Here is a 23323-nt window from a genome sequence, read left to right on the forward strand (position 1 = left end):
GAACAGCGGAAAGCGCGGCAAGCTGAACGCCAATATAGTAAAGCCGGGCGCGGTGGGCGAGCACCCATTCGTTGCGATGCTCGGCATAGGTCAACGGCAGGAAATCGAGTCGGAGAAGCTCGACCGCCAGGGGCGCGGCGATGCCAAGGAAAACCGCAAGGCCAAGCCACGGCCATGGGGTGGCGAGCCGGCTTCGGGCACGGCTATCGTATAAGAGCCAGATGCCGCCGAAAACCAGCAGCAAAGCCGTCGAGAACTTGGCGTAAAGTCCCATGCCGGAGACGACGCCGAGGGCGAGCCACCAGCCGGGCCGTCCGTCGCGCGCCGCGCGCCACAACAGCCATGAGATGCCGGCCCAGAAAGGCATCTGCGCATAGTCGTGGTTGAATTGCGGGGTCGGCCAGCCAAAGAAGTAGATCGAGGGCATCAGCAACACCGCGGCGAGAGCGCGGGTCGAACCCATGATGTCGCGCGCGAGAAGGTAGACCAGGACGAAGGTCGTCGAGACCAGCAGTTGCGAAAGCATATATTGCGGCCAGCGGAACGAGCCGGTCAGGAGATGGCTGATCTCGAGCAGCCAGCAGGGCAGCTGCGGGTGTTTGTAGGTCAGCAGAACCCACTCCCGGCCCCACATGAACCCCTCGACGACATCGTATGGCGGCCCAACGTTGACGAGCGCCGGCATGACGGTCCAGCAAGCGATCTGCGTGAGGCACAAAAGCGCCAGCAATCGCTGTGGATGCCGGATCAGTCCGTTCCAGATCGAAGGCGCATTGCCTTCCGCGGCGGCTGCCACCGGCCAAAGATCAACGGATTCGCTGGTTCTCGACATGCGGGCCTAAAATCACACCGGCGGATTTCTGAACAGTCCGATAGCAAAAGCTTACGAAAATGTATGCTGCCGCAACATTGTAAAACCAAGATCGCGATGGAACCCGTCGCCGGCGCTTCGGGCGGAACCGTGGCCGGCTGAATGTTGGTTGAGCCGGTCGCCTCCCAAGGCGCCGCGGTCCTAGCCATACGGGTGTCTCCATGCGTCACCAGCACGCTGTCATCCATCATCGCGCGCTCGACTTCTGGTCGGCACGCGCGGCGGTTCTCGTCGTCATCTGCCTTCAGCTTTTGGTCATCAACAACCTGTCCTTCGGTCCGCGCTGGCTTGCCCCGACCGTCGAGGCGGCGCTGCTGGTGCCCTTGTCGGTGGCGACAGCCTGGACGCAGATGCGGACCCAGAAGGCGGTCGACCACGAGCATTGGTACGCGATCGGCCAATTGCGCCTCTACATCCGCCGCACGGCATTGGTGATGACCGGCGTCATAAGCATCATGAATTGCGGATCGTTGGTTTTCCTGGTGCGTGCGCTGCTGGAAGGGCATGCCGGCGCCGGCACGACGCTGCTTGTCGACGCGCTCAACATCTGGGTCACCAATGTGATCGTCTTTGCGCTGTGGTTCTGGAGCACGGATAGGGGCGGGCCGCCGACCTGTGGCCTGGTCAAGCGCGCGCACGCCGACTTCCTGTTCCCGCAAATGACGCTGCCAGATCGCGAGATACAAGGCTGGCTGCCGGGCTTTGTGGACTATTTCTTCCTGGCTTTCACCAACGCCACCGCCTTCTCGCCGACCGACACCTTGCCGCTCACGCAGCGCGCAAAGCTCCTGATGATGGCCGAAGCGATGATCTCGCTCTTGACGATCGCGCTGGTGGCGGCGCGGGCGGTCAACATCCTGGCATAGCTAACTGCCGGGCCGTCCTGAATCTCGAGAGAGTTTTCCGAACTCAATGGCCGCGTTCCCACCGCATGCTGGCCAGTCGCGGATCGGCAAAAGCGGTGCGTGAGAATTCCAGCCGCTTGTCGGGGAACTCGCAGATCGCCTGCAGGCCGAAAGAGCCGATCCGGATGCGCCAGGTCTGTGGCTCCAGCGGCCTGGCCTTGGCAAAGCCCTTGCACGTCAACAAAGCGATGTTGGCGCCCTTCGGATCGCGCACCGAGCGATAGCGGATCGCCTGCATCTCGGCTTCGCGCGCGACATCGGCGATCGCCTGACAGGCGGTGTAATCGGTGGGCAGCGTCCAGGCCTTCTCATCCCGATCGAGCGGCGGCCGCGTCAGGTCGATCGCGCGCCCGCATTTGATCGCGGCGGCGAAGGCAGTGTATTCCGCCGCATCGTGAGGCCATGGCGTCGCCGGCGACTCCGCAAAGAACAGCAAGCGGTAGAAGGCCATCTCCGCCACCGCCGTCAGCACTGTCTCGGCCGCGTAGTAGACGCCTTTCGTCTTGCCCGCGCGACGGAAGCGCGAGCCGTATGGATAGACGGAGCCGTAGCGGAAAGGCGTCGCCAGCAGATAGTGGAGGTGGCGGCATTCCAGCGGGATATGTGGCTTGGTGTCCTCGACGAGGTCCTCGAGCAGCGACTGCTCGTCGAGCGTGTCGACCAGCTTGAGGGTCGACACGCGGTGCTGCGCCTCCACCATGCGCCAGTATTTGCCTTCGAGCCTGACGGCCTCAGACGAGAGCGCGCCGGGAGTCCAGGTAGGCAATGACATCGACAAGTCCGGCAATGGTCAGGATTTTCTCGAGCGGCGTGCCGTCGAGCGTGATGTTGGGGTTCCTCAGCCATGCCCGCGCCACAGTCTCGTCGCCGCCGACGATGGCGTCGAGCGAGCGGAACAGGCGCACGAACAGCACCGCCAGCTCGAAGGGCTTGGTGCCGCGTTCGAGCAGGAACTCCTGTTTGCGCATGCGCGAGACCGTTGCCTCCGACACACCGATCACCAAAGCGAGCGTCCTGGCAGTGATGTCGAGCAGGTCGGCCGCGCGCAGCGTGGCCTTGGTGATGACGGCGTTTTCGGCCGCCGTCGCGGCCGCGACTGGACGTTGCATAAGCGCACCCTTTCATTTCTGTGGAAAATATAGTCCACAAAAATTCTTCTGGAAAGGGTGATGTCAGTCTTTCTTGTAAAGCAGCCAGCCTTTGCCGGCCCGGCCGGCCGTGGCCGAGTGCCTTGTCACGCGGTTGCGGCCGCCGACCTTGGAGCGATAAAGCGCACGGTCCGCCTTGGTGTAGAGATCCTCGGGGTTTTCCGCCTCCGAGGCCATGCAGATGCCCAGCGATACGGTGACGGTACCGTAGTTCATGCCGGTCTGGCTGCTGGTGAATGGGGTCTGCTCGATCAGCGCGCGGATGCGCTCGGCGATCTCGTATGTGGCGTCCTCGCTGGCGCCTTCAACGATAAACGCGAATTCCTCGCCGCCGGTGCGCGCGACGAACATGTCAGAACGCACGCTGGACTGGAAGATCTCAGCGATGATCTGCAGGATCCTGTCGCCGACCGGATGGCCGTAGCGATCATTTATGTCCTTGAAATGATCGATGTCGGCAAGGATCAAGGCGTTGAACAGGATGCCGCGATTGCTGTTGTAGATCCGGGTGATCTCCTTGTCGAAGGCGCGTCGGTTCCACAACTGCGTCAGCGGGTCGGTGTCGGCAAGCCGCTTGTATTCCTCGAGCTTCGACTTGACGCTTTCAAGCTCGGCCGTCTTTTCGCTCAGCGTGCTGGCGATCTGGCGGCCATGATCGATCGTCGAGCTGGTGGCGACGGACATTGCGCTGGCGATCTTCTGCAGGAGTTCCTGCGAAAGCAAGCTGCGATTGCTCAGGCCGCTCGAGGTCTCGTCGAGGAGACGGCCGTATTTCTCGATATGCGAGCGCTCGCTGCGCAACAGCGCGGCGATGTCCTCGAGCTCCTTGGCGACCATCTCGCGGGCATGCTCGACTATGGCCGATCCGTGATGCTGGGGGAAGAAGGTGCGCCCGATGCCGTCGAGGTCCTCCTGGGTCGGTCGGTTGCTCAACGAGACGACGGCAAGGCTGAGTTCGTGATTGCTGCCGCTGAGCGCCTCGTAGAAGATTTCATAGTTGCGGGGCAGGCCAAGCACGCCGAGCTGCCGCATCGTCGCCACGACGGTGCTGGTGATGTCGGTATTCCTGTCGGTCGGAACGGCTGCCGGCTGCATGTTCAGTTTCACTGCCCCTTCAGTGCGACCGGAGACCTGCCACCGCCGGGAGTCGCTAGCGCGGGGATTTGAATCGGAGTTGCGGTGCGACGGCGCGTCCCCAACACGACCTTCGCTTGCAGGAAACATAGATGCAGTTGCGCTAAAGTTTCCTTAATGGCCTGCATTTCCTCGATGTCTCTGCTACCTCAGGATGTAGAGTCGTGTGAGGCGCAGCTTTTGAAACGCGTCGCTTCGGTGTCGCATTTGCCTGCGCCCAGCCATTTCAAACCTGAAATTCTGGCCGGCAATGATCGAAGGAGATCGGAAATGGACGACAACCACAGCGGATCATGCCTGTGCGGGGCGGTGCGTTTCAGGACGAGTGGCCCGTTGCGCGGCGTGGTCTATTGCCATTGCTCGCAATGTCGCCGGCAGACCGGCCATTTCGTCGCGGCTACCGCCTGCAGGGATGCCGATATCGTCATAGAAGGGTCCGACGCGCTCAGCTGGTACGGTGCGTCCGATGTGGCGAAACGCGGCTTCTGCCGGACCTGCGGTTCGCTGCTCTTCTGGAAGCACAATGAACTGGATACGATTTCCATCATGGCCGGATCCTTCGAGAGGCCGAGCGGCCTCACGGCGGAAAGCCACATCTTCGTCGGCGACAAAGGCGATTACTATTCGATCGAGGATGGGCTGCCGCAGTTCGAGAAATCGACGCCGTCGATAAAGGTAGCCGACGGATGAATTTTGGGGCGGCTGCCTTATTCCCTTGATCCCGCCGTTGCGATATCCCCTCACCGTGACTCGAAACGGGGCTGGGCATGCAGCGGCTGATTGACGCTTTCATCAATTCGGTTCGGGCCTTCCGCAAGTTGGCCGCTCACGAAAAGGCATTCCAGCAGGAGCTGCTGTTGCTCGCGCTGGCGCTGCCGGCCGGCTGGTTCATTTCGGTCTCCTGGCGCGGTTATGCCCTTTTGATCGGCGCGGTTCTGCTGTTGATCATGGTCGAAGTGCTCAACACCGGCATCGAGGCGGCCTGCGACGCGATCTCGCGCGAATTCCACATCGAAATCCAGCTCGCCAAGGATTGCGGGTCACTGGCGGTGCTGATTTCGATCGTGATCGCCGGCGGCGTCTGGGGAATCGCCTTGATCGAGCGCCTCACCGGCGCGCCGATCTGATCCTGGCGGATCAGGATCCTGCCCGATCTTCCTTGGCGCGTTCGCGTCCGGCAAAATGATGGCCGACCAGCCAGGCAATGATCGCGACGCCGACGCCGACGCCAAGGGCAATGAGCAGGCGCTCATGCCGCTCGAACGCCTGGCCCACCATGCGCTCCGCGCCCAGGCCGAAGACATAGCCAATAGCGCTGAACAGGGCCGCCCAGACGGCGGAAGAGATGGCATTCAGGATGACGAATCGCGCCATGGGCACGGTCGACAGACCTGCGGCGATACCGCCGACCAGCCGCATGCCGTAGATGTAGCGGTTGGTCAGCACGAAGATGTTGGGATGGGTGTTGAGCAGCCGGTAGGCGCGGCTGAAGCCCGGCCGCCTGCGCAACCTCCTCACATAGCGATGCTCGGCGAAGCTGCGGCCGAGGGTGAAGAAGAACGTGTCGCCGGCGAAGGCGCCGAGGAAGGCGGCCACAAATGTCTGCCACAGCACGAAGACGTGTTGATGAGCGAAGAAACCGCCAAGGATCGCGGCACTTTCGCCTTCGGCGACGCAGCCCAGGAAGACCGCGATCAGCCCGTATTGCTCGATGAGATGATGGATGGTCCCGTTCATTCTGTGATGGGCCGCGCCGACAGTTTCTCGTCGATGCGCCTGATCTGTTCAGCCATGCGCAGGATCTCGTCCCGCAAGCCGATGATCTCGCTGTGGCGCAGCTCGTCGAGCTTTTCATGCAGGGCCATGATCTCGATCTCGGCCTTCAGATTGACCTCGTAGTCATGCGCCGCGTCGATGCGATCGCGCTCGGTCTGGCGGTTCTGCGACATCATGATCACCGGCGCCTGGATCGCCGCCAGCATCGACAGCACAAGGTTGAGGAAGATGAAGGGGTAGGGATCGAAGGCGTCGCGGGTCAGCAGCCAGGCGTTGCCGAGGGTCCAAAGCGCAAGAAAGGCCAGGAAGGTCAGGATGAAGGACCATGAGCCGCCGATCCTGGCGATCGTGTCGGCGACGCGGTCGCCATAGGTCTCGTGGAAGGCGACGGCCTTGTTGGTGTCGCGTGTGATGGTGGTGCGCTCGAGCGTCGATTGAAGCACGCGACTCTCGAGCGGACCAAAGCCGTCCGGTTTGCGCTTGAGCAAGCGGTTCGCCATGTCCTCGACGATCTTGTTCATCTGCCTTCTCCTTCGCCCGGGCATCGATAGACGTAGAGGCTGCCGGGCCGCACGTGAAGTGCTAGATTGCGGCGAACAGGCGAGGGCAAAGATGCTCGATTTCCAGAAAATCCAGGCACGGGCGGCAAAGCGCAAGGGCGGGGAGGCGGTGCTGGCGCCGCTGCTTGGCCCTGCGCCCGACAACAAGGCGGTGGCGAAAGTCCCCGACGATCGCATTCTCTCCACCATGGCCGAGCGCATCTTTGCCGCCGGCTTCGTGTGGCGTGTCATCGAGCAGAAATGGCCGGGTTTCGAGGAGGCGTTCCTCGGCTTCGAGCCGAAGCGGCTTCTGTTCCAACCGGACGACTTCTGGCACGAGTTGGCATCCGACAGCCGCATCGTGCGCAACCCGCAGAAGATCAGGTCGGTGCGCGACAACGCCGCCTTCGTCGACCGCGTCTCGAAGGAGCATGGCAGCTTCGGCAAATTCATTGCCGCCTGGCCGGCGGACGATCAGATCGGCCTGACCGCCTATCTGGCCAAGCATGGCAGCCGGCTCGGCGGCAACACGGGCCAGTATTTCCTGCGCTGGCTGGAATGGGACACGTTCGTCGTTTCCGCCGACATGGCGGCGGCCTTGCGCGATGCCGGCCTCGACATAGCCGAGAACCCAACCTCGAAGCGGGACCTCGAAAAAATCCAGGCGCAGATCAACCAATGGTCGGCCGAGACCGGCCTGCCGCGCCGCCACATCTCGCGCATCCTGGCGATGTCGACCGGCGAGAACCGCTCGGCGGAGGCGCTGCGCGAATATATGGGCGATTAGGCGATCAGGATACGATCTGCGATCGATCAAGGACACAATCAGCTTCGCCGATTAGTCAGGATACGATCTGCGATCGATCCTAATTGGCACAAGCGATCGCCATTGCCGGGCGATTTCTGCCACGCTACATCCATTCCATGACCAAGACCGCTCCCGATATCCTGCGCATCGCCGTCGCCCAGCTGAACCCGACTGTCGGCGACGTCGCCGGCAATCTGGCAAAAGCACGCGAGGCGAGGGCGGACGCGGCGCGACAGGGCGCCGACCTGGTGCTCTACACCGAGCTCTTCCTCGCCGGTTATCCGCCGGAAGACCTGGTGCTGAAGCCTTCCTTCCTCAAGGCCTGCGAGAAGGCGGCCGAGGATTTCGCGCAGGACACCGCCGATGGCGGACCCGGCGTCATTATCGGCACGCCGCTGAAGCGCAAGACCGGCACGCATAACTCCATCGTCGTCGCCGACGGTGGCAAGATCATCGCCGAGCGCTACAAGCTCGATCTGCCGAACTACGGCGAGTTCGACGAGAAGCGCGTCTTCCAGGCAGGACCGGAACTGCAGGGGCCGGTCAACTTCCGCGGCGTGCGCATCGGCATCCCGATCTGCGAGGACATCTGGGGCGACATAGCGGTCTGTGAGACGCTGGCCGAAAGCGGCGCCGAGATCCTGCTGGTGCCGAACGGCTCGCCCTATTACCGCGCCAAGATCGATGTGCGCCACCAGGTCGTCATCCGCCAGGTCATCGAAACCGGCTTGCCGATCATCTACGCCAACCAGCTTGGCGGCCAGGACGAGCTGATCTTCGACGGGGCTTCCTTCGCGATCGGCGCCGACAAGACGCTTGCCTTCCAGATGAGTCAGTTCGAGGAGGCGCTCGACGTCACCACCTGGAAAAGAAGCCGCGTCGCCGCAGGCGCGCAAAATGGAAATAATTCCGATAGATGGGTCTGTTCGGAAGGCCCGATGTCGAAGGTCCCCGAGCGGGAAGAGGCGGACTACCGGGCCTGCATGCTCGGCCTGCGCGACTACGTCAACAAGAACGGCTTCAAGAACGTCGTGCTCGGCCTCTCCGGCGGCATTGACTCGGCGATCTGCGCGGCCTTGGCCGTCGATGCGCTGGGCGAGGAGCGGCTGCGCACCGTGATGATGCCCTACCGCTATACTTCGAAAGATTCGCTGAAGGACGCGGAAGACTGCGCGCGCGCGCTCGGTTGTCGTTATGACATCGTGCCGATCTCCGAGCCGGTCGAAGGCTTCAAGCATGCGCTGACGCAGCTCTTCGAGGGCACCCAGGAAGGCATCACCGAGGAGAATTTGCAGAGCCGCGCGCGCGGCACCATCCTGATGGCGATCTCGAACAAGTTCGGCTCGATGGTGGTCACCACCGGCAACAAGAGCGAGATGTCGGTCGGCTACGCCACGCTTTACGGCGACATGAATGGCGGCTTCAATCCGATCAAGGATCTCTACAAGATGCAGGTCTACGCGCTGTCGCGCTGGCGCAATTCCCATGTGCCGCCGGGCGCGCTCGGTCCTTCCGGCGAGGTCATTCCGAAGAATATCATTGACAAGGCGCCGTCGGCGGAGCTGCGCGAGAACCAGACCGACCAGGATTCGCTGCCGCCCTATCCAGTGCTGGACGACATCCTCGAATGCCTGGTCGAGAACGAGATGAGCGTCGACGACATCGTCGCGCGCGGCCATGACCGGGCAACGGTGACCCGTGTCGAGCACCTGCTCTACATCGCCGAATACAAGCGCCGGCAGGCGGCGCCCGGCGTGAAGATCACGCGGAAGAATTTCGGCCGCGACCGCCGCTATCCAATCACCAACCGGTTCCGGGATCGCGGTTGATCCCCGGCGAGATCGCGGCAGCACAGCGCATGCAAGACATAGAAATCAGCTTCGACCTGTCGCGGATCGATTTCCGGGCAACGTCCGATCAGCTCATGCAAAGCTATTGGGGCGCGTCGCGGACCGACGAGGCCCATCGCCGCGCCTTCGACAACTCGCTCTGCGCCGGCGCCTATCTCGATGGCGAGCAGGTCGGCTTCGCCCGCGCGATCACCGACTACACGGTCTTTGCCTATGTCGCCGACGTCATCATCTGGCCGCAGCATCGCGGGCGGGGGATCGGCAAGCTGCTCGTCCAGGCGCTGATCGATCATCCCGAAGTCAGCACGGTGACGCATTGGAGCCTCTCGACCGACGACGCTCACAGCCTCTACGAGAAGTTCGGATTCAAGGCGTCGACGGACGGACGCTACATGCGGCTGGATCGCAAAGCGGGCAAGCCGACGGCTTCAAGCGCGTCGGGCTGAAACCGTTCAGCCGTTTCTGCGGCATGCACCAGCCCGCGCAACCTGCCGTTGTTGCAAATTCGTCTCAGTGCTTGGACCAGATGTCGTTTTGGCGGCAGGCCGACTTGGCGTTCGGCCGATGCCTCCCTATAAGAACCTTTCCGCGATTCCCTTCCGGGAGGACCGTATGGCAGGATTTGACATCGTTATGCGAGGCCGCGAAGCCTAGGTCTGCTCGGGCTTTCCGAAGGTTTTTCGGAGAGCCGGACGCAGGACTGGCATTGGCTGCTGCCGGTCGCCGCCTCAGGGCGGGCCGCCTACCATACTGAACCTCCCGCTCTTTTGAGGCGCTGCAGGGCGCGGATGCGGGTTTTCCAATTTGATTTTACCGGGACCGGGCTCGTTTGCGCCCGGATGACATCATGGCTCGTTTCAAGATCGATCTGCGCGCCGGCGCCTTTCGCAGCGTGCTCGGCTTCACGTTCAGCCACTGGCGGCGCCAGCCGTGGCGGCTTTCGCTCATCATGGGCGCATTCCTGCTCTCGACGCTGGCCGATGTGCTGACGCCCTTTTATTCCGGCCGCCTGGTCGACGCGGTCGCAAGCGGCGCCGGGACCGATGAAGTCGCCTGGAACGCGGCGATGACGGCGTTCTCGATCCTGATGGCGCTGGCGCTGGCAGGCGTCGTGTTGCGCAATGTCGCCTTCCTGTGGATCGTCGAGCTGACGCTGAAGATGATGTCGGACATTGCCGCCGACGCCTTCCATCGGGTGCAGCGGTTCTCGACGGACTGGCACGCCAACAGCTTTGCCGGATCGACGGTGCGCAAGATCACGCGCGGCATGTGGGCGCTGGACCTGCTCAACGACACGATCCTGATCGCGCTGCTGCCATCGGTCGTCATGCTCGTCGGATCGACGCTGCTGCTCGGCTGGTTCTGGCCGCTGATGGGAGCTGTCGTGGCGGCCGGCTCGGTGTTGTTCATCGCCGTCACGGCGATGCTGTCGCTCGGCTATGTCGCGCCCGCCGCGCGGCTCGCCAACAGCTGGGACACGCGGCTGGGCGGCGCGCTGGCGGACGCGGTGAGCTGCAATGCGGTCGTCAAAGGCTTTGGCGCGGAGGCCCGCGAGGAAGCGCGGCTGGCGCGCGTGGTCGCCAAATGGCGGCTGCGCACCGGCCGCACCTGGATGCGCGGCACCGCCAACGGCACCACGCAAGGAGCGCTGCTGCTGGTCATGCGGGCGGCAGTCATCGGCCTTGCCCTCATCTTGTGGGCGTGGGGCCAGGCGAGCGCCGGCGACGTCGCCTTCGTGCTGACCTCGTTCTTCGTGCTGCAGGGCTATCTGCGCGACATCGGCACGCATATCCGCAACCTGCAACGCTCGGTCAACGACATGGAGGAACTGGTCGACTTCCAGTCCGAGCCGCTCGGCATCGAGGACCGGCCCGGAGCTCGGCCTATCCGGATCACCGATGGGCGCGTCGCCTTCGACAAGGTGACGTTCCACTACGGCAACCATCTTCTGCCGCTCTACCGCGATTTCTCGGTCGACATCGCGGCTGGCGAGCGCATTGGACTGGTCGGGCATTCGGGCTCGGGCAAGACGACCTTCGTCAAGCTGATCCAGCGGCTCTATGACGTGAATGCCGGGCGGATACTGGTTGACGGGCAGGACATCTCGCAGGTCGAGCAGGCGTCGCTTCGCAGCCAGATCGCCATCGTCCAGCAGGAGCCGATCCTGTTCCACCGCTCGCTTGCCGAGAACATCGCCTATGCCAGGCCCGGCGCCAGCCAGGCCGAGATCGAGCATGCGGCGAAACTCGCCAGCGCGCATGATTTCATCACCAACCTGCCCAAGGGCTACGGAACCCTGGTCGGCGAGCGCGGTGTGAAGCTTTCCGGCGGTGAGCGGCAGCGCGTGGCGATCGCGCGAGCCTTCCTGGCGGATGCGCGCATCCTGATCCTGGACGAGGCGACATCGAGCCTGGATTCGGAATCGGAAGTGCTGATCCAGAGGGCGATGGAGCGGCTGATGGTGGGGCGCACGACCCTTGTCATCGCGCACCGGCTCTCGACGGTGCGGGCGCTCGACCGCCTGCTGGTGTTCGATCGAGGCCGTATCGCCGAAGAGGGGTCGCATGACGACCTGATCCGCCTCAATGGCGGCATCTACCGGCGGCTGTTCGAGCGGCAGGCGCTCGAGCTGACCAAGGGCCTCGTCGCCTGAGGAAAGGGCGGCCCGGCTCCGCTTCGGCGGCGCAAATCGATCCAAGGTCTGCAACCGCGCTCTCGTCATGCGGCTTGAGTGAGGTAATGCGGCGTTTAAACCCGTCTCCATATACTTAAAGTTTTAGTCATTTCATCAGCAACGCCATGCGATATACATTGTTTTAAACAGTTGTCGGCGTATACCTTCAGAAAGGCAAGTCGGATGTGGCATGCGCACGTCTCCTGGAGATTCTACAGGCATGCCGGTCGGAAGGAGATTTCTTTGGAAATTGTAGGGTCTCACCCGCCGACAGAGGACCTTGCATAGGCATTCACGATGGATTTGGTCTCCGCAAATGCGGGTTCGAGAAAGACGCCGGCGCCGTCGGTGCCCGACCAGGGCTCGGTACGGCCGCTCGCCTCCGAGGATCTCGATCGCGTCGCCGCACTCTTCCTGACGAAGTTCCGCCGTCGCCGCCTTCGCGATCACGCGGTCGCGCAGACGGCGGACTATATGAGAAAGCTCTATCTTGACGGCGGTGAGAACAAGGCTCTTGTCCAGATAAACCCGCAGGGCGGCATCGGCGGGTTCATGGGCGTTCTGAAAGCCCGCTATGAGCTCAATGGAACGGTATTGAACGCCGCAATCATCGGTCCGTTCATGACAGACTCCAGCATCGATCACGGTTGGGCCGGGCCGCAATTGCTGCGGGCCCTGCATCAGGGCGAGTTCGATCTGTATCTGACCGATTCGGCCAACCGGACATCCTTGGCCTTCGCGCGTCCGATGAAGTATCAGCTCTTGCCGGTGCATTGTCTGGAATGGACCTGTGTTTTTCGGCCGGGCGCCATGGCCGCCGCCTTGCTGCAGCGTAAATGGCCCGGGCTGGCTCGGCTGCCGGTCGGCCCCTGCGGGCGGGCGTTCGATGCTCTCGCAGGAAGACGGCTCGAGCCCCCGGTCCAGCCTTCGTCGTCGCGACGGATCCACCATGAGGGGATCGATGCCGCGCGGTTTGCGGAGCGGCTGCCGGCACTGATGTCCGATTATGCTCTTCGACCGAGTTGGAAGGACGGCGAACTGCCGCGGCTGCTCGCGCTGGCGGCCGAAAAGCAGGCCGACGGGCCACTTCATTTCGGTGGGACTTACGACGAAGCAGGCAAGATGGTCGGTTGTCATGCCTTCTACGGGCAGGCTGGCGGCATCGCGAACCTGTTGCAGATCCAAGCGCCCGGACCCCACTGGGGCGCGACGCTGGACGGCCTTATCGCGGCTGCGCGGGAGATGGGCTGCGTGGGCATAACAGGGCAGACGCAAAGCAGGTTCCTGCCGCACCTCTTCGGTTACAACCGTCTCTTCTTCCGCTATGCCGGCGGCACGATGGTGCGCTCACGCATCGCCGAGGTCGCGGAAGCGGTCCGCGTCGGCGACATCTTTGTCGGCGGATTGATGGGCGATCGCTGGACCCGGCTGAGTTCCGATGATTTCGGTCGCGTCTGACGATCAGATGAAGCTGTGCGGCGCGGCGCAAAAACCGGCAATGATCTGGCAAAGGTCCGGTTCATGGACCATTTGGACTGCTTCGATGGCGCCAACCCATTTGCGCGTCCGGGCTCGCTTCTCTTTCCAGCGGTCCGCGATGCGGTCGACATGCAGCGGAAAGACCAGGACTTCGCAGGGCACTTCCTCGCCGGAGGCGAGGACCTTGGCATAGAAATAACGGCCGGCTTCAAAATGCGAGATGGTGCCGCGCAAGCCGGCTTCCTCGCCTGCTTCACGGGCGGCCGCCTTGCAAAGCGGTTCCCTGGCCTCCGGCCAGCCCTTGGGGAGCACCCAGCGCCCGGTGTCGCGGCTGGTGATCAGCATGATCTCGACGCCGTCTTCGCCTTCACGCCAGGGCAGAGCGGCAACCTGGAGGCGACAAGGCGCCTTGCCGAAGAGCCGCCGGACTCTTTCGGCCATCTGGTTGTGCGTCGTCGGCCTCGTCAACATCGGAAGAAGCTGCCCCAGCCTCCAGAATCGTTTGCCACCTCACGAATCTTACGGCCGATTATGAGCTTTAAAAGTAAAAAACTTCACTCCGTGGGAAAATGCCACCAGAAAAGGTCAATCTTACAAAGTAGACATGCTCATGGTTCGACTACACGCCGCTCCTTTGAGGCAGATTCTCTGGAAAATATGACGGCCGTTCAGCCGACATGATCGTCCGCGATCGGCTTCTGGTATGTGAAGCCCATGTCCCAGGGAAAGTAGATCCAGGTGTCCTGGCTGACCTCGGTGACGAATGTATCGACCAGCGGGCGGCCCTTCGGCTTGGCATAGACGGTCGCGAAATGCGCCTTCGGCATCATGGCGCGCACGATCCCCGCCGTCTTGCCGGTATCGGTCAGGTCGTCGATGATCAGCACGCCGGCGCCGTCATCGGCAAGCAGCGGCGGCGAAATCTCCTTGAGAACCTGAAGCTGACCCTGGCTGGTGTAGTCATGGTAGGAGGCGACGCAAACCGTCTCGATGATGCGGATGCCGAGCTCGCGCGCAATGATGGCCGCCGGCACCAGGCCGCCGCGCGTGATGCAGACGATCGCTTTCCATTGTCCCTTGCTGGCGCCGGAAAGCCGCCAGGAAAGCGCGCGGGCGTCACGGTGGAACTGGTCCCAGGAGACGGGAAAGGCTTTTTCGGGAAGGGACATGGTTCGCGCACTCCGCAAGGCGCGCCGTGGCGCGCAGAAACACTGGAATGCAGGCGGAATTAGCCGGAAAGCGCCAGGCTTGGCAAGAGCAAGGGCCGGCGACGGCTGTGGACTTAGCGCGACAGGAAAGCCGCGACATTCGTCGTGCGCAGCACCGTGCGGGTGACACCGCCGAACAGAAGCTGGCGCAACCAGGAGTGACTGTAGGCGCCGAGCACCAGAAGATCGGCGCCGGATTCGACGATCCTGGCCTGAATCATGTCATCGACCGAAGTGCCGCCGGATTTCTGCACGCAGACGCTGACATTGGCGCCGTGACGCGACAGCGCAGCGGCGATCTCGGCGCCGGCGGCTTCCGGAGATTCATCGAGCGTCTCCGGCGGGTCGATGACGAGAATGTCCGTCTTGTCGGCCTCGGCGATGAAGGGCAGGGCATCGAAAGCGGCGCGGGCCGCTTCCTTGCTGCCGTTCCAGGCAAGCAGCACACGTCTGAAGGTCGTGACCAGCGGCCCGGCATGGGGCACGACCAGCACCGGCCGGCCGGCGTCGTAAACCAGCGTGTCGACATCGGCGCTCGGGTCGCCGCCGGTATCGCGCTGCGCTGCGATGATCAGATCGGCGGCGCGCACGCTCGTTATGCCAGTCAGCGCGCTGTCGCCGGAGAAGCTTTCCAGGCTTCGCCATTCGAAGGACAGGCCGGATTCCTCGATCCGCTTCAGGAAATAGGCACGCAGCTTGTTGGCGCGCTCCTTGTTCATCTCGGCCGAGACCTGCAGGAATTCGGTGTCCGGAAAGCCTGTGGCCGACGTGTAGGGAACGGGCAACGCCTCGGCATGGATGCCGACGAGATGGCTCTCGAACCTTTCGGCAAGCGGAAGGGCGCAATCGAGAACACGCTCGGCGTCCTGCTCGTTCTGCAAAATGGCGACGATTGTCTTGAAGCGCATGGTCGGTCCCTCAATTGTTTGCGCTACGCGTGGGCGCAGCAAGGGAACGCCCCAGCGCGTTGACTGGTTCCAGCCGAAGGCCGGTCAGCCCGCCTTGGCGAAGCCCGCCACCATCGCCTCGACATCCTTGCGCGCGGCCTCGAGCGCTTCCTCGCTGCGGGCGCGCACGACGAGCTCGGTCCAGAACTTGCCGTCGCCATATTTGGGATAGGAGCCGATGATGGTGTCCGGATGCGCCTTCTGGATATCGGCCAGCGGTCCGCCGATCAGGCCCTCGCCGAAGGGGCAGTGCACCGTGGCCGACAGCATTTTGGTGCCGGCCCTGAGCGTCGGCACGACATTGTCGAGCATGGCCTGGAAGATCGATGGCACGCCCGCCATGACATGGACGTTGCCGATGCGGAAGCCCGGCGCGACGGAGACGGGATTGTCGATATGGTCGGCGCCGCGCGGCATGCGGGCCATGCGCTTGCGCGCTTCGGTGAATTCGATACCGCGCCCGGCATAGCTCGCCTCGAGCAAGGCGTAAGCCTTGGCGTCATACTCGCAGGGCACGCCGAAAGCCTTGGCGATCGAGTCGGCGGTGATGTCGTCATGCGTGGGGCCGATGCCGCCGGTGGTGAAGACGTAGGTATAACGGGCGCGCACGGCATTCACCGCCGCGACAATCTCGTCCTCCTCGTCGGGGACGATGCGCACCTCCTTCAGGTCGATGCCGATCGCCGTCATGATGTCGGCGAGATGGCCGATATTCTTGTCCTTGGTGCGGCCGGAGAGGATTTCGTCGCCGATGACGAGCATGGCGGCGGTGACGATTTCAGGCATGGCGGACTCCGGCGCAAAAGCTCGTCTGAGATAACGCGCCCTGAGGCCGGCCGCAATGCGAAAGCCGGATGCGCTTGTGGCGGCGGCCGTTGCGGATATGGTGCGGTCGTCGGGAGCGGATGAAACCATGCTGATATCGATTGTCCTGTGGCTGCTCGCGGGCTTGCTCGCCGCGGCCGCCCTTGTCCCGCTTGCCCTGATGCTCGCGACATGGCGGATCGCGGCGAAGGCTGAAAGGCTGGTGCCGGCTTGCGGAAAGTTCATCGAGATCGACGGCAACCGCATTCATTATGTGGAAGAAGGCGAGGGCAGGCCGATCGTTTTCCTGCATGGGTTGGGCGCCCAACTTCACCATTTCCGCCATACGCTGTTCGGACGCTTCGGCACCGGCTACCGCCTGATCGCGCTCGACCGGCCGGGCTCGGGTTATTCAGTTCGGGCAAGGAGCGCGACTGGCCGGCTGCCCGAACAGGCGGACATCGTGCGGCGCTTCATCGAGGAACTGCGGTTGGAACGACCTTTGATCGTCGGCCATTCGCTGGGCGGCGCCGTCGCGCTTACGCTCGCCACCGAGCATCCGACCTCGATTTCCGGCATCGCGCTGCTGTCGCCGCTGACGCATCTCGAAGCGAGGATAGGTCGGCGGTTCGACCTGCTCTATGTTCCATCGCCGCTGCTGCGCCGGATCCTGGCCTATACGGCTGCGATACCGCTTAGCCTGCGTTACGCGCAGCCGACGCTGAGATTCATCTTCGCGCCACAAGCGGTTCCCGCGGACTACATGATCGCCGGCGGCGGATGGCTCGGGTTGCGCCCGTCCCACTATTTCGCCACCTCCACCGATGTCGTGGCCGTGGAACGGGACCTTGGCCAAATCGAACGGCGTTACCGCGACATAGCGATGCCGGCTGGCATTCTGTTCGGTACCGGCGATCGTGTGATAGGCGAGGCCGTCCATGGCGAACCGATGCTGGACGAGATCAGCGGCCTCGACTTCGAACGGGTCGAAGGCCTCGGCCACATGCCGCAATTCATAGAGCCCGAACGGGTCGTGGCCTTTATCCAACGTGTCGCCGCGCGTGGTTTCGCCAACGCGAGATGATTTCGGCCAGAGCAATTCCAGGAAAAGTGTGAGCGGTTTTCCGTCCGGAATTGCGTCGAAAAACAAAGCGATAGGATGTTTCGCCGTTTCCGTGAACGGTGAAACGCCCTAACGCCCCGCGCTGCAGCCCACGGCCGTTCACGAAACGTCACATAAAAGTGTCGGACATTCCGTCCTACCCGCAATTTCTGGTGGAACTTTAGACCCCGTCGCAGGGTTTCGGTCGTATCGCTGTGGGGCTTCGGCCCCACATATTTTGCGATCGACAGAATGGAGAAATCCGATGCTTACAAGACTTATCACAGCTTCGGCGCTGGTGCTGGCCATGGGTGGCGCGGCCATGGCGCAGTCATCAGATGACTGGTGGTGGTGGCACCGCGACCATCGTCCCGCCGCAAGCGAGCAAGTAGACCCCTATAGGACCGGCAGCATCAATGGAGGCTCAGGGCTGAGCACCTCCGGCAACAGCACTGGAGCCATAGGGCCGTGCGCGGACATCACGCCGGGGCCGGACGCCAACTCACAACAGAACGTCAACGACAATTATTGCGGCAAATAGAGTCGCATAGTCGCCGGCGGCCGGTATGAAAGCCTCGGGCTTTGCCGGTCGCGGAGGGCCCCTCTGACCGCACACGTTTCCTGGATTGTTAATCCGACACTTCGGTCTGCGGCCGGTCGCGGCCGTCGGCAAGCTCATCGTGCCACTTTCCTTCGGCATCCTCATACTGGATGCCGTCCGTGGTTCCGGCGACCTGCTGCTCGGACGAGGCGATTTCGGCGGCGCGCAGCGCCTCCTGATGGGTGCGGAAAGTCTCGGAAAACGTCGAGCCGACCTTGTAGGCCCAGCCGCCATCATGCTCGACGATCTTGTAAGTCAGCTTCGCCATGAAATCCTCCGGTTAAGAACCGTGCTAGCACGTTTCACCGTTTCACGGAAACGGCGAGACGCTCTCTGTTTCTACACAATTCCAGACGGAAAACCGATCGCAGTTTTCCTGGAATTGCTCAATGCAGCTTTCCGTCGGGCAGCCTGTCTTCGGGAACAAGCACTTCCGATTCCCTGGCCGCCTCGACAAGGGCGCGACGTGCGTCCGCTGGCGAACGATACCCTTCCAGCGCTTTGAGGCAAGTGTCGAGAGCATCACGATGGCGCTCGCCGCGATTGAGCGGCCAAACGGTCATCAGGCACTCGGCGGCCTCGCGGGTGCTGCTGATCTGGCGATATTTGCCGACATGGCCGAGCTCGACCACCACCGGCTTCTCAAAAGGTTTGCTGTCTATCATGGCCGCCAACGTAAAGCGGCCAAATTGGTTGCAGTTGTGGCGAGGATCCTGCGCCCAAACGTCTCAGGACCCCGCTGACTTCCAGTTTCGTTTTGACGCAATTCCGGACGGAAAGCCGCGTCGCGCTTTTCCTGGAATTGCTCTAGCTGGCGGCCTTCATCCAATGCCGCATCGTCGTCACCGAACGTGCCAGCTGGGGCGCCGGATGGATTTCCTCGCCGAAGGCAGCCGCCGCGCGCCAGCCCCAGCGCGGGTCGGCGAGGAAGGCGCGGGCCAGCGCCACCATGTCGGCACGACCACCGGCGACGATCGCCTCGGCCTGGCTCGGATCGTCGATCAGCCCCACGGCGCGCGTCGGAATGCCGGCGCCCTTGCGCACGGCCTCCGCCAGATGCACCTGGTAGCCGGGGCCGGGCGGCACCTGCTGCAGGGGCGAATTGCCGCCGCTGGAGCAGCAGATATAGGCGATGCCCTCGGCCTTCAGCGCCTTGGCCACCTCGATCGCGTCCTCGACGTCGAAACCGCCGTCGACCCATTCCTTCACCGAAAGGCGCACGCCCAGCATCATGGACGGGGCGGCCTTCCTCACCGCCCTGGCGATTTCGACCGCGAAGCGCATGCGGTTCTCCAACGACCCGCCCCAACGGTCCGTCCTCTGGTTGGAGAGCGGCGAGAGGAACTGGAAGATCAGATAGCCATGCGCGGCATGCAGCTCGGCGAAATCGAAGCCGGCGCGTTCGGCGCGCACGGCCGATTGCGCAAAACGCGCGATGAGCTCCAGGATCTCGTCCTCTTCCAACGCGTGCGGCACATTCCAGCCCGTGTCATAGGCAATGGCGGAGGCAGAAACGGTCTGCCAGGGATCTTCGCCGGGCTGCAGCGGACCGCCGCCTTCCCAGGGTCTGCGGTTGGAGGCCTTGCGGCCGGCATGGGCAAGCTGGACGCCGAACTTCGTGCCGGGCGCGGCGACGCGCCTGGCGGCGTCGAGCGTTCGCTTGGCGGCCGCCTCGTTGTCGTCCGAATAGAGGCCGAGGCAGCCATGCGTGATGCGCCCGCGCCGCTCGACATCGGTCATCTCGACGGTGACCATGCCGGCGCCCGACATTGCCAGGTTCATCCAGTGATAAAGATGCCAGTCGCTGGCCGAGCCGTCCTCGGCCGAATACTGGCACATGGGGGCGACCGCAATGCGATTGGGGAAGGTGAGGTCGCCGAGGGTGATCGGCTGGAAAAGCGATGACGTCATGAACGGGCTCCTGGAGAGATACCGCTATCTAGGCAGTCGTGGCGCGTCACGCCAGACACGAGCGGGTGAAACTGCACTGGACCAGTCGGTTTCCCGGATTGCGTAGAGGCGCTTTCGTCGCTACCCCTTTGCCGCCACCAAGGAGATCGTCATGGAAGATCGCATTCGCATCCGTTCCGAGGAGGTCCTTTCGGACGACTGGGCGGTGCTGAAGAAGACGGTGCTCGACTACCGCCGCCGCGACGGGCGGTGGGAGACGCAGATCCGCCAGACCTACGATCGCGGCGACGGCGCGGTGATCCTGCCGTTCGATCCGCGGCGCTCGACCGTGCTCCTGGTGCGGCAGTTCCGCTTCCCGGCTTACGCCGTGGGTCACCGCGAGCCACTGATCGAGGCCTGCGCCGGGCTGCTCGACGAAAACGATCCGGAAACCGCCATCCGCAAGGAAGCGGAGGAGGAGCTGGGTTACCGCTTGAAGGACATCGAGCGGCTGTTCGCGCCATTCATGAGCCCCGGGAGCGTGACGGAGCGGCTCTGGTTCTTCACCGCGCGCTATTCGCCGGCCGACCGCATTTCCGACGGCGGCGGCGCGCCGGAGGAGGGCGAGGACATCGAGGTTCTGGAAATACCACTGGACGAAGCGTTGGCCGCCATTGCCGATGGACGTATTGTCGATGCCAAGACGATCATCCTGATCCAGCACTTGAAGCTCAACCCGATCAAGGCTTGATGGGCATCACCGCGTCAACGGCTCATTGGCCCATGGCAGGACACTGGCCGGCGGGGCCGCCCGACGCTGGATATCGATAGATGCGCAGCGGCCCCGCAACGGGGCATTCCGTCAACCACTCCGGAGCCTTTCCCGTGGCCAACCGGCTGGCCAATGGAAACCGGGCTTCGACCGGCTGAATGGCCGTTTCCTCCACACGGCAGACCGCGACATGGGTGGCCTTGGTTTGATCGAGAAGCTGCGTCGGGTCGGACGTAGCCGGATCAAAAAATCTAAGGACGCGCTCGACGCCCTTGGCCGATGTGTGAAAAGGGACGGCCACGACGTCGAGTTCCTCAGGAGACCCCAAAGCGGCGATCCCGATATCGGGAGGCGCGAACAGTCTCGCGCCCTTCGGCCAAATAAAATCCGGGCCGCTGCTGGCTTGCGCGCAGGCATTGGCGATGTCGACGCCAAGCAGCTTTGCAGCCCGAGGGGGCCAGACCACATAGCTTAGAAGAAGGGCAGCAATGACCGCCACGCCCGGGGCGGCCAGAAGCCAGGCGCGCGGCAACTCGTCCGTCGACCTGGCTGCGAAATAGCGCCTCAGCGGCAGGCTGGCTGGAATGCCCTGATGGACGAGCAAGGCAACCCCGGGGCCGACGAAGAGCGGAAAAAACCGCAGGTACCTTAGATAAAGCAGTCCCAACAGGAGGCCGACAGCCGAAAAGACCGCCAGGACCCACCAGGCTCGCTTCCTTGTCGAGGCGGTAATGGCCAAAATGCATGTCGCCGCCGTGCCCAGAATGGCGACGAAAAACCGTGCGAAACGATCGGAGCCCAGAAAGTCCGCGCTGAAGAAGATGCTGCGTTCCTGTTCGATGCGGGAGAGCCAATTGTCGCGAACATAGTCGCTGAGACCGACGAGCGGGCCGCCCGCGCATTGGGGGAAGAGGAAGACAAGCATCGCGGCGGTCGCGCCGGCACCGGCCAAAAGGCACAGGGCGCGTATGTACCAGCGTCCAATTCTTCTGGTCAGCGAGACACCTGCAAGCACGGCGCCGGCAGTCGCAAGCGCGGTGAGGTGCAAAAGCGAATAGCGGTCGCAAGCGGCGCTTTTGTAGGCATCGGGTCCCACGACCACAAAGAATGCCGCAATGGCGGCGGCCGCCAGCGCCAGACCGTACGCCTCTAGGTCCTTGCCTGCATCTTTCGTCCCGGCAATGAATACCAATGCGTAGAAGCCGGCCGGAAGAGCAAGGAACGGCGCCATTTCGGCGCTGATCGCGGTGGACAGAGCCATTAGGGCGCCGTTCAATCCGGCGGCAACCGGCGCGCCACGGATCGTCAGCAGCACCGCCCCCAGGAGGATGAGCATCTGCAGGTTGTGGTAGTCGATGCGCCAGGGCTGGAATTCCGAAAGCGCGGGCAGCCCGGCGAAGGCGGCGACGCTCAGCACCACGCCTGGATGGTCGAACTCGAATTCCCTGATCACGAGAAAAAGCAGGGTTAAAGCGGCCAGGAGGAGCAGGAGCGGCACGGTGAACGCAGCGGCGGATAAGGCAGTTCCCATCCCGACAAAAGGCGCCAGCGCGATGGCCAGCAACGCATAGGGCGCATCGACGATCCAGGGCCAGTGCGAGATCATGGGCTCGGGCTGGGCGATACCGGTCAGCGTTCTGTCGAACGGATTGCCTGTGTGCAGAAGATGCCTGATTTCATGCAGCTTCATGAGATCGTCGACGTCGCCGTTGGGCATGTTGCCGAGCAACAGGAGCAGGCTCAGAACCGCACTGAGCGTCAGCCAGACGAATACGACCGGGGCAGGGGTGTGGCGAAAAATCGCCTTGATCGTCGACATCCCAAGCTCTTCCCCACGCGCCTCGACCATTTGATGCACGGAAAAGCTTTCGATCGCGTAACCTTTGCCCGGCTCGCGGGCCGCCACCCGAAGTTCGAGCGAAGAGTGTGGCCCGCCACCCCAAGCTCGAGAGCAAAGGGTGGTGCGGACGACGGGAATCGAACCCGTACGATCAGAGATCGAGGGATTTTAAGTCCCTTGCGTCTACCAATTCCGCCACGTCCGCAGGCGTGCCCTTTTCAGATGCCTGATTTGAGCCGTCAAGCGATGTTTCGGACAGACTGATTTTACACAGCCAGCCAGCATGCGATGGATGTCCGAATTTAATATTAGCGATATGTAAAATGCAAAGTCCGCCAAACCGGTTTCGTTAGCCTTTCTGTGCCAGCATCGAGCCGGCTTTGATGGTGGAACCATGCGTGGGCCAGGCTGGATCCGGGGGCTGCGGGAGGCGGAGGCGCGGCAGCTGCGCTGCGAGATCGATCGGCTCGAGCGCGATCTGATCAAAGCCGCCAATTCGAAAGCCAAATGCAACCTGCACGACGTCGCGCATATGCTGCGCTGGCAGAAGGCCCGGCTCCAGCGATTGGAAGAATGCCTCGCCGCCATGCCGGCCGGAAAGATCGCTTCGGACGGATCCTGATCGGTCTGATTGCAACCTTGCGTCGAGGCTTAACCATTATTGGTCCTGCGCTTGCCGAGCAGGGGCGCATTGGGAAGTGGCGCGATCGCGGAATTACGGTTTGCGGGGATGCCGTTAGGTTAGCCCACAAGGCGGATCGATCCGCCGAGGCCGGCGTCTACCAGGCCCCTACCCATTCCCCCGCCCCCTGCGGGCGCCGGCCACCTGATTTTCAAGAGACAACACAGGATGGCGCCTCAGCACTGGCGCTGCTGCGGCAAGCCTCAGAATTTATAGCTGAAATTCACGCCCAGCGTCTGCAGCTTCACGTCCTGATCGCGCTCGGTGAAGGTGTCTGAGGCGTCGAAATGCTC

The 23323-nt window shown here is 63.0% G+C and carries 26 protein-coding genes and 1 tRNA gene; 12 read left to right on the forward strand and 15 right to left on the reverse strand.

The window, feature by feature from the left end:
- On the reverse strand, window positions 1-796 hold a 796-nt coding region (locus EOA23_RS15430), incomplete at its 3' end, for a glycosyltransferase family 39 protein (protein ID WP_245474176.1).
- A 236-nt stretch (window positions 797-1032) separates the two neighbouring features.
- On the opposite strand from EOA23_RS15430, the gene EOA23_RS15435 reads away from it, so the two are divergent.
- Window positions 1033-1737, forward strand: coding sequence for a hypothetical protein (locus tag EOA23_RS15435; protein ID WP_127304758.1), 705 nt, complete (start codon window positions 1033-1035; stop codon window positions 1735-1737).
- A gap of 43 nt (window positions 1738-1780) precedes the next feature.
- Here the strand turns inward: EOA23_RS15435 and EOA23_RS15440 are convergent, their stop codons facing one another.
- The 3 genes from EOA23_RS15440 to EOA23_RS15450 all read right to left on the reverse strand — a co-directional run bounded on the left by EOA23_RS15440 (window position 1781) and on the right by EOA23_RS15450 (window position 4019).
- Complete coding sequence (locus tag EOA23_RS15440) at window positions 1781-2548, reverse strand: RES family NAD+ phosphorylase (RefSeq protein ID WP_127304759.1); 768 nt, start codon at window positions 2546-2548, stop codon at window positions 1781-1783.
- Window positions 2508-2885 carry an antitoxin Xre/MbcA/ParS toxin-binding domain-containing protein gene (locus EOA23_RS15445; RefSeq protein ID WP_126060524.1) on the reverse strand — a complete coding sequence of 126 codons (378 nt, stop codon included), beginning with the start codon at window positions 2883-2885 and terminating at the stop codon, window positions 2508-2510. The genes EOA23_RS15440 and EOA23_RS15445 overlap by 41 nt, the downstream gene beginning before the upstream one ends.
- Before the next feature lie 63 nt (window positions 2886-2948).
- On the reverse strand, window positions 2949-4019 hold the full coding sequence (locus EOA23_RS15450) for a diguanylate cyclase (protein ID WP_127304772.1): 1071 nt from the start codon (window positions 4017-4019) through the stop codon (window positions 2949-2951).
- A gap of 309 nt (window positions 4020-4328) precedes the next feature.
- Here EOA23_RS15450 and EOA23_RS15455 point away from each other — a divergent pair, with 309 nt between their 5' ends.
- Together EOA23_RS15455 and EOA23_RS15460 are read left to right on the forward strand one after the other, a co-directional pair.
- Window positions 4329-4748, forward strand: a complete 420-nt coding sequence (locus EOA23_RS15455; protein WP_127304760.1) for a GFA family protein — start codon at window positions 4329-4331, stop codon at window positions 4746-4748.
- 77 nt (window positions 4749-4825) lie between these two features.
- Entirely contained in the window at window positions 4826-5185 is a 360-nt protein-coding gene (locus EOA23_RS15460; RefSeq protein ID WP_126060526.1) for a diacylglycerol kinase, read from the forward strand.
- A gap of 10 nt (window positions 5186-5195) precedes the next feature.
- Here the strand turns inward: EOA23_RS15460 and EOA23_RS15465 are convergent, their stop codons facing one another.
- Together EOA23_RS15465 and EOA23_RS15470 are read right to left on the reverse strand one after the other, a co-directional pair.
- The gene (locus tag EOA23_RS15465) at window positions 5196-5795 is read right to left on the reverse strand and encodes a DedA family protein (protein ID WP_126060527.1); all 600 of its coding nucleotides are present in this window, start codon (window positions 5793-5795) and stop codon (window positions 5196-5198) included.
- Window positions 5792-6355, reverse strand: a complete 564-nt coding sequence (locus EOA23_RS15470) for a DUF1003 domain-containing protein (protein WP_126060528.1) — start codon at window positions 6353-6355, stop codon at window positions 5792-5794. The genes EOA23_RS15465 and EOA23_RS15470 overlap by 4 nt, the downstream gene beginning before the upstream one ends.
- 91 nt (window positions 6356-6446) lie before the next feature.
- On the opposite strand from EOA23_RS15470, the gene EOA23_RS15475 reads away from it, so the two are divergent.
- The 5 genes from EOA23_RS15475 (at window position 6447) to EOA23_RS15495 (ending at window position 13163) form a co-directional block, all read left to right on the forward strand.
- Window positions 6447-7160 carry a DNA-3-methyladenine glycosylase I gene (locus tag EOA23_RS15475; protein WP_127304761.1) on the forward strand — a complete coding sequence of 238 codons (714 nt, stop codon included), beginning with the start codon at window positions 6447-6449 and terminating at the stop codon, window positions 7158-7160.
- A 137-nt stretch (window positions 7161-7297) separates the two neighbouring features.
- On the forward strand, window positions 7298-9010 hold the full coding sequence (locus tag EOA23_RS15480) for an NAD+ synthase (RefSeq protein ID WP_127304762.1): 1713 nt from the start codon (window positions 7298-7300) through the stop codon (window positions 9008-9010).
- A gap of 29 nt (window positions 9011-9039) precedes the next feature.
- A complete protein-coding gene (locus EOA23_RS15485; RefSeq protein WP_127304763.1) occupies window positions 9040-9477 on the forward strand; it encodes a GNAT family N-acetyltransferase in 438 nt (145 codons plus the stop codon).
- Window positions 9478-9878: 401 nt separating this feature from the next.
- The gene (locus tag EOA23_RS15490; protein ID WP_127304764.1) at window positions 9879-11684 is read left to right on the forward strand and encodes an ABC transporter ATP-binding protein; all 1806 of its coding nucleotides are present in this window, start codon (window positions 9879-9881) and stop codon (window positions 11682-11684) included.
- Window positions 11685-12053: 369 nt separating this feature from the next.
- Window positions 12054-13163, forward strand: a complete 1110-nt coding sequence (locus tag EOA23_RS15495) for a hypothetical protein (RefSeq protein WP_245474178.1) — start codon at window positions 12054-12056, stop codon at window positions 13161-13163.
- A gap of 3 nt (window positions 13164-13166) precedes the next feature.
- On the opposite strand, the gene EOA23_RS15500 is transcribed toward EOA23_RS15495, so the two are convergent.
- From EOA23_RS15500 to EOA23_RS15515, 4 genes are all read right to left on the reverse strand, one after another.
- Window positions 13167-13655, reverse strand: coding sequence for an NUDIX hydrolase (locus EOA23_RS15500; protein ID WP_127304766.1), 489 nt, complete (start codon window positions 13653-13655; stop codon window positions 13167-13169).
- Between the two features lie 197 nt (window positions 13656-13852).
- On the reverse strand, window positions 13853-14353 hold the full coding sequence (gene gpt, locus EOA23_RS15505; protein WP_126060535.1) for a xanthine phosphoribosyltransferase: 501 nt from the start codon (window positions 14351-14353) through the stop codon (window positions 13853-13855).
- Window positions 14354-14466: 113 nt separating this feature from the next.
- Window positions 14467-15300, reverse strand: a complete 834-nt coding sequence (locus EOA23_RS15510; RefSeq protein WP_127304767.1) for a universal stress protein — start codon at window positions 15298-15300, stop codon at window positions 14467-14469.
- A gap of 84 nt (window positions 15301-15384) precedes the next feature.
- Window positions 15385-16125: a competence/damage-inducible protein A gene (locus EOA23_RS15515; protein WP_126060537.1), complete on the reverse strand. Its 741-nt coding sequence runs from the start codon at window positions 16123-16125 to the stop codon at window positions 15385-15387.
- 127 nt (window positions 16126-16252) lie between these two features.
- Between EOA23_RS15515 and EOA23_RS15520 the strand changes: the two genes are divergently transcribed.
- On the forward strand, window positions 16253-17227 hold the full coding sequence (locus EOA23_RS15520; protein WP_127304768.1) for an alpha/beta fold hydrolase: 975 nt from the start codon (window positions 16253-16255) through the stop codon (window positions 17225-17227).
- 283 nt (window positions 17228-17510) lie between these two features.
- The gene (locus EOA23_RS15525) at window positions 17511-17786 is read left to right on the forward strand and encodes a hypothetical protein (RefSeq protein WP_042644406.1); all 276 of its coding nucleotides are present in this window, start codon (window positions 17511-17513) and stop codon (window positions 17784-17786) included.
- An 88-nt stretch (window positions 17787-17874) separates the two neighbouring features.
- Here the strand turns inward: EOA23_RS15525 and EOA23_RS15530 are convergent, their stop codons facing one another.
- From EOA23_RS15530 to EOA23_RS15540, 3 genes are all read right to left on the reverse strand, one after another.
- Window positions 17875-18114: a DUF2188 domain-containing protein gene (locus tag EOA23_RS15530; RefSeq protein ID WP_042644408.1), complete on the reverse strand. Its 240-nt coding sequence runs from the start codon at window positions 18112-18114 to the stop codon at window positions 17875-17877.
- Between the two features lie 118 nt (window positions 18115-18232).
- Window positions 18233-18511 carry a DUF982 domain-containing protein gene (locus tag EOA23_RS15535; protein ID WP_042644410.1) on the reverse strand — a complete coding sequence of 93 codons (279 nt, stop codon included), beginning with the start codon at window positions 18509-18511 and terminating at the stop codon, window positions 18233-18235.
- Between the two features lie 142 nt (window positions 18512-18653).
- Entirely contained in the window at window positions 18654-19757 is a 1104-nt protein-coding gene (locus tag EOA23_RS15540; RefSeq protein ID WP_127304769.1) for an NADH:flavin oxidoreductase/NADH oxidase, read from the reverse strand.
- A 151-nt stretch (window positions 19758-19908) separates the two neighbouring features.
- Here EOA23_RS15540 and EOA23_RS15545 point away from each other — a divergent pair, with 151 nt between their 5' ends.
- Window positions 19909-20487, forward strand: a complete 579-nt coding sequence (locus EOA23_RS15545) for an NUDIX domain-containing protein (RefSeq protein WP_127304770.1) — start codon at window positions 19909-19911, stop codon at window positions 20485-20487.
- A gap of 22 nt (window positions 20488-20509) precedes the next feature.
- Here the strand turns inward: EOA23_RS15545 and EOA23_RS15550 are convergent, their stop codons facing one another.
- Together EOA23_RS15550 and EOA23_RS15555 are read right to left on the reverse strand one after the other, a co-directional pair.
- Entirely contained in the window at window positions 20510-22414 is a 1905-nt protein-coding gene (locus EOA23_RS15550; RefSeq protein ID WP_127304771.1) for a hypothetical protein, read from the reverse strand.
- A gap of 53 nt (window positions 22415-22467) precedes the next feature.
- Window positions 22468-22553: transfer RNA gene (locus EOA23_RS15555), tRNA-Leu, on the reverse strand.
- Window positions 22554-22742: 189 nt separating this feature from the next.
- On the opposite strand from EOA23_RS15555, the gene EOA23_RS15560 reads away from it, so the two are divergent.
- Window positions 22743-22970 carry a hypothetical protein gene (locus tag EOA23_RS15560; RefSeq protein WP_126060544.1) on the forward strand — a complete coding sequence of 76 codons (228 nt, stop codon included), beginning with the start codon at window positions 22743-22745 and terminating at the stop codon, window positions 22968-22970.
- Window positions 22971-23323: the final 353 nt, after the last annotated feature.

Origin of the sequence: Mesorhizobium sp. M2A.F.Ca.ET.042.01.1.1, assembly GCF_003997405.1 — a bacterium.
Classification (GTDB): Bacteria; Pseudomonadota; Alphaproteobacteria; order Rhizobiales; family Rhizobiaceae; genus Mesorhizobium.

Bases quoted from the DNA above. Each gene is read 5' to 3' on its own strand.
- EOA23_RS15520 (WP_127304768.1), top strand. From the start codon at position 16,253: ATGCTGATATCGATTGTCCTGTGGCTGCTCGCGGGCTTGCTCGCCGCG.
- EOA23_RS15490 (WP_127304764.1), top strand. From the start codon at position 9,879: ATGGCTCGTTTCAAGATCGATCTGCGCGCCGGCGCCTTTCGCAGCGTG.
- EOA23_RS15540 (WP_127304769.1), bottom strand. From the start codon at position 19,757: ATGACGTCATCGCTTTTCCAGCCGATCACCCTCGGCGACCTCACCTTC.
- EOA23_RS15535 (WP_042644410.1), bottom strand. From the start codon at position 18,511: ATGATAGACAGCAAACCTTTTGAGAAGCCGGTGGTGGTCGAGCTCGGC.
- EOA23_RS15560 (WP_126060544.1), top strand. From the start codon at position 22,743: ATGCGTGGGCCAGGCTGGATCCGGGGGCTGCGGGAGGCGGAGGCGCGG.
- EOA23_RS15510 (WP_127304767.1), bottom strand. From the start codon at position 15,300: ATGCGCTTCAAGACAATCGTCGCCATTTTGCAGAACGAGCAGGACGCC.
- EOA23_RS15470 (WP_126060528.1), bottom strand. From the start codon at position 6,355: ATGAACAAGATCGTCGAGGACATGGCGAACCGCTTGCTCAAGCGCAAA.
- EOA23_RS15525 (WP_042644406.1), top strand. From the start codon at position 17,511: ATGCTTACAAGACTTATCACAGCTTCGGCGCTGGTGCTGGCCATGGGT.
- EOA23_RS15480 (WP_127304762.1), top strand. From the start codon at position 7,298: ATGACCAAGACCGCTCCCGATATCCTGCGCATCGCCGTCGCCCAGCTG.
- EOA23_RS15475 (WP_127304761.1), top strand. From the start codon at position 6,447: ATGCTCGATTTCCAGAAAATCCAGGCACGGGCGGCAAAGCGCAAGGGC.
- EOA23_RS15530 (WP_042644408.1), bottom strand. From the start codon at position 18,114: ATGGCGAAGCTGACTTACAAGATCGTCGAGCATGATGGCGGCTGGGCC.
- EOA23_RS15500 (WP_127304766.1), bottom strand. From the start codon at position 13,655: ATGTTGACGAGGCCGACGACGCACAACCAGATGGCCGAAAGAGTCCGG.
- EOA23_RS15545 (WP_127304770.1), top strand. From the start codon at position 19,909: ATGGAAGATCGCATTCGCATCCGTTCCGAGGAGGTCCTTTCGGACGAC.
- EOA23_RS15445 (WP_126060524.1), bottom strand. From the start codon at position 2,885: ATGCAACGTCCAGTCGCGGCCGCGACGGCGGCCGAAAACGCCGTCATC.
- EOA23_RS15485 (WP_127304763.1), top strand. From the start codon at position 9,040: ATGCAAGACATAGAAATCAGCTTCGACCTGTCGCGGATCGATTTCCGG.
- EOA23_RS15450 (WP_127304772.1), bottom strand. From the start codon at position 4,019: ATGCAGCCGGCAGCCGTTCCGACCGACAGGAATACCGACATCACCAGC.
- EOA23_RS15435 (WP_127304758.1), top strand. From the start codon at position 1,033: ATGCGTCACCAGCACGCTGTCATCCATCATCGCGCGCTCGACTTCTGG.
- gpt (WP_126060535.1), bottom strand. From the start codon at position 14,353: ATGTCCCTTCCCGAAAAAGCCTTTCCCGTCTCCTGGGACCAGTTCCAC.
- EOA23_RS15455 (WP_127304760.1), top strand. From the start codon at position 4,329: ATGGACGACAACCACAGCGGATCATGCCTGTGCGGGGCGGTGCGTTTC.
- EOA23_RS15460 (WP_126060526.1), top strand. From the start codon at position 4,826: ATGCAGCGGCTGATTGACGCTTTCATCAATTCGGTTCGGGCCTTCCGC.
- EOA23_RS15440 (WP_127304759.1), bottom strand. From the start codon at position 2,548: ATGTCATTGCCTACCTGGACTCCCGGCGCGCTCTCGTCTGAGGCCGTC.
- EOA23_RS15515 (WP_126060537.1), bottom strand. From the start codon at position 16,125: ATGCCTGAAATCGTCACCGCCGCCATGCTCGTCATCGGCGACGAAATC.
- EOA23_RS15465 (WP_126060527.1), bottom strand. From the start codon at position 5,795: ATGAACGGGACCATCCATCATCTCATCGAGCAATACGGGCTGATCGCG.